Here is a 10875-nt window from a genome sequence, read left to right on the forward strand (position 1 = left end):
GGTTCATGGCCAATGCGGCGCACCAACTGCGCACACCTGTGGCGCTGCTGTGGACCCAGGCAAGCTACGCGCTGCGCGAAACTGCCGCCGATAAGCGCCAGGAAGCGCTTGTCGCCCTGCAGGCCAGCTCCGGCCGGCTGGCGCGGCTCGCCGAACAGCTGCTCACACTGTCGCGCGCGGAGCCCGGCAGCCGGCGGCCGCGCGCCGACCGCATCGACCTCACCGAAGCCTGCCGCCAGGTGCTGGAAACGCATGCGCCGAGGGCAATCGAACGCAACATCGATCTCGGCCTCGAGGAAACCGGGCCTGTTCCGGTGATCGGCGACGGCACGATGCTGCGCGAGATGATCGTGAACCTCGTCGATAATGCCCTGCGATACTCCAAGCCCGGTGGCAGCGTCACGGTGAAGATCGCCGCCGTCGATAGCGAGGCGCAGCTCACCGTCACCGATGCCGGCCCCGGCATTCCGCCGGAAGAGCGGGAACACGTCTTCGAACGCTTTTACCGTATTGTCGGCACGAACGAGGAAGGCAGCGGGCTCGGGCTCGCCATCGTGCGCGAGGTGGTCGAAAATGCCGGAGGCAGCGTCGCGCTTGGCGACGCTGCCTCCGGCGGGCTCAAGGTCGAGGTGCGGCTGCCGCTACGTTCCAGTTAAAGACTAGCCAGGGCGTTGGTGGTCACTGCGTTTCATGCAGCGGCTGCGGACGCCATTTCGCCAGCCGGTTCTCGACCAGCGTCATCAGATATTCGGCGCCCAGCGCCACGACCATGACGATAACGATCGCCGCATACATGCCGGCCGCGTCGAACGAGCCTTTGGCGATGTTGATCAAGAGGCCGATACCGAAGCGCGAGCCGACGAACTCGCCCACGATGGCGCCGATGATGGCAAAGCCGAAGCTGACATGCAGGCTGGCGAAGATCCAGCTCATCGCCGACGGCACGATCACCGAACGCGTCAACTGCCAGTCGGAGGCGCCGAGGATGCGGGCATTGGCGATCATCGCGCGGTCGGCCTCGCGCACGCCCTGGAAGGCGTTGTGGAAGACGACGAAGAACACCATGACGAAGGCCAGCGCCACCTTGGAGGCAAGGCCGAGGCCGAGGATCATGATGAAGATCGGCGCCAGCACGACGCGCGGGATCGAGTTGATCACCTTGATGTAGATGGAGAAGATATCCGCAGCCATGCGGTTGCGGCCGAGCGCGACGCCAATGATGATGCCGGCGACCGAACCGGTGACGAAGCCCAGCACCGACTCCTCCATGGTGACATAGAGGTGGTACCAGAGCGGCCCTTCCGAGGTCCCCTCCGTCATCCATTCATAGAGCCGTCCAGCAATCGTGCTCGGCATGGCGTAGAAGAAGGGATCGATCCAGGCCATGCGGCCGGCGATTTCCCACGCGCCGAGGAAAGCGATGAGGATGGCGAGCCGCCAGAAGATGACGGAATGGCGCCGATGCGCGGCCGCCTTGGCGGCGGCTGCCTCGATTTCGGCGTCCGACGTTCCTGGCCTGAAGCTCGCGGTCGAGATGTTGACGGTGGCGTCTGTCATAAAAGCCTCCTTCACGCGGCTGCGCGGGCATAGCTGGTCTCGACCTCTTCCTTGAGGTCGGCCCAGATGGTGCGCGAATAATCGATGAAGCTCTGGTCGTAGCGGATGTCGGCGACGACGCGCGGGCGCGGCAGGTCGATCGTGTAGACGGATTTGACGGTCGCCGGCCCGGCCGTGAGCACATAGACCTTGTCGGCCAGCGCGATCGCCTCCTCAAGGTCATGCGTGACGAAGACCACCGAGGCCTTGGCCTCGGACCACAGGCGCAGCAATTCCTCGTGCATGAGGACGCGGGTTTGCACGTCGAGCGCCGAGAACGGCTCGTCCATCAACAGGATCTCGGGACCGTTGATGAAGGTCTGCGCCAGCGCCACGCGCTTGCGCATGCCGCCGGAAAGCTGGTGCGGATAGTGCTGCTCGAAGCGTGCCAGGCCAACGCGAGCCAGCCAGTCTCGCGCCGAGGCCTGCGCCTGCGCTTTCGGCTTGCCGCGGAACAGCGGCCCGGCCATGACATTTTCGATCACCGTGCGCCAAGGGAACAGCGCATCGGTCTGGAACACGAAACCGATGCGCGGGTCGATGCCCTTGACCGGCGCGCCCATGACGCGAACCTCGCCGGCGCTCGGGCTGGCCAGCCCGGTGACCAGGTTGAGCGTCGTCGACTTGCCGCAGCCGGTCGGGCCGACGACGGCGACGAACTCGCCACGCTCGACCGTCATGGTGAAATCGCGGATCGCGGTCAGGGATTTGCCGGTGGGGGAAAGGAAGCGGCGGCTGACATTGATCAGCTCGATCGCCGGAGCGGTCTTTTTAACAGCCATAGTTGAGCAAACTCCAATAGCGTGCGACCGCCGCGCGGTGATCGCCGGACGTGGAACAAGATAGGGCGGCGGCGCGAGGTCGGAACCTCGCGCCGCCTAATCCGCTATTTCACGTTCTTGACGAATTCCGTGGTGTAGGTCTTGGAAAGGTCGATCTGCTTGCCCTGCAGTTCCTTCTTGAAGGCCGACAGCACCGAAAGAACCGTCTCCGGTCCACCCTGCGGCATCACGCCATCGGGGGTGAACATCGCCTTGCCGGCGTCGAGCGCTTTCACATAGCCTTCCTTGTCGCCGACATAATAGTCCTTCGGCATCTTTTCGGCGATCTCGGCGCCGCTGTGGGTGCTGATGAACTTCAGCGTCTTGACGAAGGCGTTGGCGAGCTTCTGAACCGTTTCCTTGTGGGCGTCGACCCATTCGGTCTGCATGTAGAGCGAGGCGGCCGGATAGGTGCCGCCAAGTGCTGCCTTGGTGCCTTCCACGGTGCGCATGTCGACGAGCACCTTGGCCTCGCCGGTCTTGAGCAGCCGCGTGATCGTCGGCTCGGTCGTCATGCCGGCCTGGATCTTGTCCTGCTGCATGGCGGCGATGAAAGTGTTGCCGGCGCCGACCGGCACGGAGGTGAATTCGCCGAGCTTCAGCCCGTTCTTGACCGCAAGATATTCGGTCAGGAAGTTGGTCGAGGAGCCGAGGCCGGTGACGCCGAGGCTCATGCCCTTGAAATCGGCGGGCGACTTGATCTCCGGATGTTTCGCCGAGACAAGCTCGACCTCGCCCGGCGCCTGGCTGAACTGGACGACGGATTCGACGAACTTGCCCTTGGCCTGCAGGTCGATGCTGTGGTCGTAGAAGCCGACCACGCCCTGAACGGCACCCGCCAGCATCTCGTTCTCGGCATCGACGCCCGCAGGCTCATTGAGCAGCTCGACGTCGAGGCCTTCATCCTTGAAATAGCCGAGCGCCTCGGCGAGCTTGGCGGGCAGGTAGATCTGTTTTTCGTAGCCGCCCACCATGATCGAGATCTTGTCGGCGGCCGACGCAGTCGTTGCGCCCGCGGCAACCATGGCAAGCGTCAACGCCGCCGAACGCAGGGCGCATTTAGAGATGAAACCGGTCACGTAACTTCCTCCACCTGGGCGGCGTGCCATCCGGGCCGCGCCGCATTTCCTCCTTGCCGGCCCGCTCCCAGACCGGTCACGTGGCGAACGCCACAAAACTGTCATGGCATGCCCAAGCTTTCAGCTGGCTTTCAGCCATTTTAGCGGCTGTTGAAATGGAACCGAGCGGGATTGCCAATCACGTGGAGGTGAAGCCAAGCACGTCGCGCATGCCGTATTCGCCGGGCGGCTGTCCGGCGACCCACAGCGCCGCCGCGATGGCGCCGCGCGCGAACATCGAGCGGTCGCCTGCAGCATGCGAGAGCGTGAGCGCCTCGGCTTCGCCAAGGAAGCTGGCGCTGTGCTCGCCGACGATGCTGCCGCCCCGCAGCACGGCAAAGCCGATCTCGCCGGCGGGACGCGGGCCGGTGACGCCGTCGCGGGTACGCCTTGCCAGCTCATCCAGCCTGACGCCTCGCCCGCGCGCGGCCGCCTCGCCCAGCATCAGCGCCGTGCCCGACGGCGCGTCAACCTTCAGGCGGTGATGCGCTTCGAAAATCTCGATGTCGCAATCGTCGGCGCCGAGTGCCCGCGCCGCCTGCTCGACCAGGCCGGTCAGCAGGTTGAGCCCCAGCGAATAGCTGCCGGAGCGCACGATGGCGATTTTCCTCGCGGCGTCGGCGATGGTTTCCAGTTCAGCGGCGTCGAAACCTGTCGAACCGATGACCAGCGCCGGCCCGCCGCGCGCCGCGCAGGCCTTTGCCAGTTCGGCGGACGCTGCCGGCGTGGTGAAGTCGACGACCACATCGGCCAGCGCCAGCGCCTCGTCACGCTCGACCAGCCCCTCACCTGCGCTGCCCGGTCGGTGGAAGCGGGCGGCGAGATCGAGCCGCGGATCGGCCGCGACGGTCTCCGCCATCTGCCGGCCCATGCGGCCGAGTGCGCCGGTAATGGCTATCTTGAGTTGCGGCATGGCTATCCCTGTCGAAAGCTGAGTCGGAACAATCCTCTAGCACGCCACCTTGCCAAATTGATTCAGCCGGCTACGGCGCCACGACATCGGAGCGAGACAAGGGCGAACTGTACGCGAATGTGAAGCGTCACACTCATCATGGCTCGCGCGATGTGCTAATTTAGCTCCGCTGTCCGGCCGCGACGCGCCGCCCGGGCCGGGTCCGAGGGGGGACGCCCATGTTACGGCCAGTGCATGTCCTGGTTCTTTCCTGCCTCGTGCTCGCACCACTCGCCGGCGGGGCATTCGCCGCCCAGGCATCTTCCGACAAATCGGACGATGCGGCAAAGAAGGCCGCGCTCGCCGAGGCGATCACCACCTGCGACCGGGGCGCCTCCGTGCCGCTCGACCCCGAAGCCAAGGCGCCGCCGATCCAGTATGGCGAGCTCTTCCCGTTCGATATGAACTTCGGCAAGCTCAAAGGCCTGGCCGACAAATGTCAGGCGGCGATGCTCGGCGCGCCGCAGGAAAAGCGGTTGACGCTGCAATGGCTGAGGGTCGAAGTAGCGCTCGACCAGCCGGGACTGACCTGGCTCATCCCGCAGATCAAGCCGCTGGCCGACGGCGGCAGCCCTGAAGCGAATTTCCTGCTCTACGAGTTCTATGCGGTGCATCGGCGCGACCGCGCGGATGCCGGTGCGCCGGCGATCACCCGCGAAATGGCGCTCGACGCCCTGCAGAAAGCTGGCGCCGCCGGGCATCTGATGGCCCTGATGACGCTGCTCCGCCAGTATAACGACGGGCCGCTGCTGCGCCGCGACGCGCGCAAGCTGGTCGAGACCGCGCAGCACATCATCGACGCGCCGGTCCAGGGCCAGTCGCCCGGCGAATGGGACAGCCAGGTCCGTAAGGGCATGCCGCTGCTGATCGCGCAGACGACGCTGGAGAAGGACGGCTTCACCGGCGACGAGCAGCAAAAGGCCTTTCATGCTGTCGAGGCCGATTCCCAGGCCGGGACCAATGACTCGGTACGATCCGCGCTCGCCTACATCACGGCGCTCCGGCTGGGCCGGGGGACGCCGCAGGATGCAGCAAAGGCCAGGCAGTTGCTGGAGGCGCGCGTCGGTCACGACGATTACGCCATCCCGATGCTGGCCGACATGCTGGCCAAGGGCGAAGGCGGCCCGACGGACGGCAAGCGCGCCATCGCCATGCTGCGCGCCGCCAAGAATGTTGCCGAGGCCGGGCCGATGCTCGCCGGCCTGCTGCTGGACGGCAGGTTCGTCGGCCGCCAGCCGCGGGCGGCGGTCCAGCTGTTCAACGGCTCATGGGACCTCGATGCCTGCATCAGGCTTGCGGGCCCGCTTGTCGACTATGACGGCGTGCGGGTCGACTATCCCGAAATGCTGGTCGAACGCCTGAGCGACGGCGCCGATGCCGGCGAGCCCGGCGCGGCGCTGGCGCTGGCGCGGCTCGAGCTTTCGGACAATCAGCAGTTCAGGAGCGAGGACCAGGCGCGCGCCACGCTGAAGCCACTGGCGGATGGGGGCGACCGCGACGCGCTCTGGCTCTACGCCTCGACGCAATATGCCAATCTCGATTCGACCAGCTATCGGCCGTCGCGCCGCGAAGACGGCCTGAGCGACGATCGACTGAAAACCCTGATCGACGAGGGCGAAGGCAAGAAGGAGGCGCAGGCCTACCTGCTTCATGCCAAGCTGCTGCGGCGGGGCTTGGTCTATCCGCAGGACGACGTCAGGGCGACCGCGATGCTGATCAACGCCGCCAATCTCGGCAGCGTCGAAGCCATGGTGCTGCTCGGCGACGCCTATGACAACGGTCTCGGCATCGACAAGAACCCGCGCGAGCGGCTGCACGCGTGGCGCGAGGCGGCACGGTTGGGCTCGCTCAAGGCAAAGGGCAAGCTCGCCGATGCCTTCACCTTCGACAGTTTCGATCACTTGATGACGCTGCGCGAAGGCATCACCAACCGCATTGCCCTCTACAATGACGGCATCGGCAGGATGGGCGCCGGGGTGTTCGGCGGCGATGCCGGTATCGAACTCAGCGGCCTCTTTTCCGGGCCGGCCTCCAGCGCCGGAACGGCCGCGGTCGCCGCCGCGGTGATGGACGCGTTCCGGGAAGCGCCGGCCGGCCTCGACGAGGAAAACCTGGTCGGCGTCGGCAAGGCCCTGCCCGACGAAATCCGCATCGCGATCGAGACGACGCTGAAGAGCGAGGGTTTTTACGCGGGTGAGCTGAAGGGCTATTTCGGCCCCGACGCGCGCAAGGCGCTGGCCGCATGGGTCGATGCGAAAGGCCCGCTCACCGATGCTCCGAGCCCGCAAACGGCGGCCGGGACACAGCAGGCGGCACCGGCTTCAGACATGCTCGCGGGCGAAATCCTCGACCGCGTCCGCGACAAGGCCTTCACCCAGGCGCAGGCCGCCAAGACCGACAAGCAGAAGAAGGCCGCCATCAAGCAGCTCGGCATGCTCGCCCGCTATGGCGACCTCCCCTCGCGCTGGGTGCTGGTGCGCAACTATCACCAGGCAAGGGTCGTGCGAGCGGTCGTCACGCCCGACGAAGTCACGCGCTATGCGCTGGACATCCTGGTCTCGAAACCCGACGGCGTCGACAAGGCGGAGTTCGAATTCATCTTCGACCTGACGCAGATCGCGCAGGACCGGAAATCACGCGCGGTCGGCAACGCCACCCTTCAGGCGATCCGCGACGATCCGCGCCTGCAGGACCCGCTGACGCTCGGCGCCATCATGGGACAGTTCGCCTTCGCGCCCGACGCCTGCGACTCCGTCCTCGCTGCTGCCCGCAAGGCCGGCATCGACGGCGTGGGCGAGGATGGATGCGACGAGCAAACACGCACAGCTCTCATCGCATTCGCCAAGGACAAGGGTGCAACCGGCATCGATGCCACGGCCCGCAAGGCGGCCGCGGAAGAGATCAAGACGCTGGACGCTCAGGCCGCCAAATAGTCAAAGCCGAGCGATCAAAGCGCCCTGAGCCAGACCTTGTTGTCGTGGAAGGCGGCGCCGCCATAGGGCGCCGGCGCGTCGGCGCCGGTGAGCACGTTGATGCCCTCGCCGCGCTCGTGCGCGCCGTTCGGCCAGATGCCTTCGGCCACCACCACGCCGCGCTTCACGCCGTCGAAGAGCTTGGCGTGCAGCACGAGGTCGCCGCGCCGGTTGCCGACCTCGACGCGGCCGCCATCCTCGATGCCGAGCGACGCGGCGTCCTCGGGATGAAGCAGCAGTTCCGGCCTGCCTTCCTTGGCCTTCGACACCGGCGTCTCGGCAAAGGTGGAGTTGAGGAAATTGCGCGCCGGCGAGGTCGTCAGGCGGAACGGATGCTCCTCATCCGCCACCTCGATCAGGTCGACATGGTCAGGGAATTCCGGCAGCCGATCGACCGGTCCGAACAGGCCCATGCTCTTCGGCGGCCGGTTGGGCGCCGCCTGCCCCGTCCAGTTGGGGCGGAAGTGGAATTTCTTGTCGGCATGGCCGAAGCCGTTGATGAAATGCGCGTCGTCGAACTCCGGCTGCAGGTCGACCCACTTCTGTTGCCTGAGGCTGTCGAAGCTGCCCAACCCGCGCTTGCCGAGGATGATGTCGATATGCTCCTTCTCGGTCAGGCCGAAGCCCGGCCGGTCGCCGACGCCCAGCCGCTTGCCGAGCTCCTCATTGACATAGTGGTTGGTGCGCGGTCCTTGCGGCGGCTCGATCAGCTTGGGGCCGAGCGTGATGTGCTGGTTGCCGCCGCCCTTGTAGACGTCGTCATGCTCCAAAAACATCGTCGCCGGCAGCACCACGTCGGCGAGCTTGGCCGTATCGGTCATGAACTGCTCGTGCACGCAAGAGAACAGGTCCTCGCGCAGGAAGCCTCGCTTCACCAGGCGCTGCTCCGGCGCGACGTTGGCGGGGTTGGTGTTCTGGATCAGCATCGCCGTCACCGGCGGGCCGCCGTAAAGCGCGTCCTCGGCTCCGGTCAGCACCGGACCGATGCGCGAATGGTCGAGATAGCGCACCTTCGGGTCGCGCATCGCGGTGCCCTCGAGCACGTCCTGGTTCAGCTTGAAGATACCGGAATTGGAATGGAAGGCGCCTCCGCCCTCATATTGCCAGGCGCCGGTGACCGCGGCGATGCAGGAGGCGGCATGCACGTTGATCGAGCCGTTGCGCTGGCGAGCAAAACCATAGCCGAGGCGGAAGTAGGTCTTCTTCGTCGTGCCGACCAGATGCGCGAAAGCCTCGATCTCGGCGACGGAGAGCCCGGTGATGGCCGCCGCCCACTCCGGCGTGCGGGTCTTGAGGTGCTCTTCCAGCCCGCGCGGATCGTCTGTGTATTTTTCGAGATAGGCGCGGTCGGCCATGCCATCGCGGAACAGCACATGCATGACCGCGCAGGCGAGCGCGCCATCGGTGCCGGGCTTGAGCACCAGGCCGAGATCGGCCTGCTTCATGGTGGCGTTGTCGTAGATGTCGATGACGACGATCCTGGCGCCGCGTTCTTTCCGCGCCCTGGTCGCATGGGTCATGACGTTGACCTGGGTGACCACCGCATTGGTGCCCCAGATCACCACGCAGTCGGACTTCGCCATCTCGCGCGGATCGGGACCGCGCAGGGCGCCCGCCCCCATCATCCAGCCGGTCCAGGCGAGGTTGGTGCAGATGGAGCCGAAGAAGCCGGAGTATTTCTTCGCATGCCGCAGCCGCTCGATGCCGTCGCGCTGCACCAGCCCCATCGTGCCGGCATAGAAATAGGGCCAGACGGTTTCCGAGCCGTATTTCTCTTCGGCAGCGATGAATTTTTCCGCCACGAGATCGAGCGCCGCTTCCCAGCTCGCTTCCTTCCAGGCGCCCTCGCCCTTGGCGCCGGCGCGCACCAGCGGCTTCAGCAGCCGGTCGGGATGGTGGACGCGGTCGGCATAGCGGGCGACCTTGGCGCAGACGACGCCCGCCGTGTAGCTGTTCGCCTTGGCGCCATGGACGCGGCCGATGCGGTTTTCGTCGAGCAGCTCGACTTCGAGCGCGCAGGTGGACGGACAATCGTGCGGACAGGCCGAATGGCCGATCCTGAGCTTGGCGTGCTGGTTCATGCGGGGTGTGTAGCGGGTTTTGCCGGCGAGGTGTAGGGCCAGATGGCTCCTTCCCTTCTCCCCTTTGTTTGGACCGGGGACATCGCGAACAGGTGTGCGAAGACATCGCGAACAGTTTTGCATGCTATCGGGCGAGGGCATTGAGGTCGATGGTTTCTATTTTCTGATGTCTGAACCAGGCGTCGAAGACGCCGTCGGTGGCGGTGGGGCGGAAAGCGACGGACTTTCCGGCGAAGGCCCGGCACAAGCGTATGGTTCGGCCGAGAATGGAGACGAAGCCGTGCTGCTGAACGCGGCGGATGAGATCGTCCTTGGCATATTCGAACGGCTCGACTGTTTCGCGATACTGGCGCGGCGAGGCCTGGTAGCGATCGAGCGGCACGCCGCCGCCCAAGGCATCGTGGGGACGCTGGGCGTTGTAGACGTGGCGCCACTGGTCGAATGCATCCTGAGCCTCGGCGAGATTGGCGAAGGGCGGTCCCTGCAATGCCTCGGCCTTGAGCGAACGATGGAAGCGCTCGTCCTTGCCGAGCGTCTGCGGATGGCAAGGCCTGGAGTGGCTGACGGCGATGCCAATCTCGATCAGCCAGACGGTGAGCAAGGTGAAGTCGTTGCGGCCGCCATCGCCCCAAGGCGGACCATTGTCTGTGGCGATGCGCCACGGCAGGCCATAGCGACGGAAGGCGGCGATCAGCCGGGCTTTTACGGTTTCGGTGGTCTGGTCGGCGCAGGCCGACAGCGCGATCGAGAAGCGCGAATGGTCGTCGAGCACGGTAAGCGGATGCAGCCGGCCGGCGCGCAAGGCAACGTGGCCCTTGAAGTCCATCTGCCACAGGTGGTTGGGGGCGGCATGCTCGAAGCGAATGAAAGGCTGGGCTCCGCCGCCCAAAGCCCCCAGCTCGATACCGTTGCGGCGCAGGATGCCGGTGACCGTCGAGGCCGCCGGCGTGCCGATGCCTTCGCGGGCAAGCACTCGCGCGATCTTGCGCCCACCCCAGGCTGGATGCGCCACACGCACCGAAACGGCTGCCGCCTCCACCTCCGGCGCGCTGCGTGCCGGGCTCGACAGCGGTCGCCGAGACTGCTCCGCCAGGCCGGCCGCCCCTTCCATCCGATAGCGCGAAAGCAACTTGTGGCCACAGGTCCGGCCAATGCCGAAGCGCCGGCACAACGCGCTCACATTGGCGCCAGGCGCCAGCGCCAATCTCACGAACTCTTCTTTCTGGCTCATCACGCTTCTGGCCTCGAATGGCATCCCGAACCCCCTCGCGCAAAACGCGCAAAACTGTTCGCGATGTCTTCGCACACCTGTTCGCGATGTCCCCGGTCCAAACA

General features: G+C 65.9%; 8 protein-coding genes. 2 read left to right on the forward strand and 6 right to left on the reverse strand.

The features are described 5' to 3' along the window. Positions 1–656: HAMP domain-containing sensor histidine kinase (locus EOA29_RS12795; protein ID WP_145969666.1), on the forward strand; the 656-nt coding region annotated here is incomplete at its 5' end. 22 nt (positions 657–678) lie between these two features. Here the strand turns inward: EOA29_RS12795 and EOA29_RS12800 are convergent. The 4 genes from EOA29_RS12800 to dapB form a co-directional block, all read right to left on the reverse strand. Continuing rightward, positions 679–1557: an ABC transporter permease gene (locus EOA29_RS12800; RefSeq protein ID WP_126095454.1), complete on the reverse strand. Its 879-nt coding sequence runs from the start codon at positions 1555–1557 to the stop codon at positions 679–681. A gap of 11 nt (positions 1558–1568) precedes the next feature. Continuing rightward, entirely contained in the window at positions 1569–2378 is an 810-nt protein-coding gene (locus EOA29_RS12805) for an ABC transporter ATP-binding protein (protein ID WP_126095455.1), read from the reverse strand. A 104-nt stretch (positions 2379–2482) separates the two neighbouring features. Beyond that, entirely contained in the window at positions 2483–3442 is a 960-nt protein-coding gene (locus EOA29_RS12810; RefSeq protein ID WP_126096035.1) for an ABC transporter substrate-binding protein, read from the reverse strand. Between the two features lie 232 nt (positions 3443–3674). Next, positions 3675–4448, reverse strand: coding sequence for a 4-hydroxy-tetrahydrodipicolinate reductase (gene dapB / locus EOA29_RS12815; protein WP_189350262.1), 774 nt, complete (start codon positions 4446–4448; stop codon positions 3675–3677). Positions 4449–4666: 218 nt separating this feature from the next. Here dapB and EOA29_RS12820 point away from each other — a divergent pair, with 218 nt between their 5' ends. After that, entirely contained in the window at positions 4667–7420 is a 2754-nt protein-coding gene (locus EOA29_RS12820) for a sel1 repeat family protein (protein WP_127220973.1), read from the forward strand. A 14-nt stretch (positions 7421–7434) separates the two neighbouring features. On the opposite strand, the gene EOA29_RS12825 is transcribed toward EOA29_RS12820, so the two are convergent. Continuing rightward, positions 7435–9540: a molybdopterin oxidoreductase family protein gene (locus EOA29_RS12825; protein WP_126095458.1), complete on the reverse strand. Its 2106-nt coding sequence runs from the start codon at positions 9538–9540 to the stop codon at positions 7435–7437. Between the two features lie 124 nt (positions 9541–9664). After that, positions 9665–10795, reverse strand: a complete 1131-nt coding sequence (locus EOA29_RS12830) for an IS481 family transposase (RefSeq protein WP_126091168.1) — start codon at positions 10793–10795, stop codon at positions 9665–9667. Positions 10796–10875: the final 80 nt, after the last annotated feature.

Origin of the sequence: Mesorhizobium sp. M1E.F.Ca.ET.063.01.1.1 (genome assembly GCF_003998155.1) — a bacterium.
GTDB lineage: Bacteria > Pseudomonadota > Alphaproteobacteria > Rhizobiales > Rhizobiaceae > Mesorhizobium.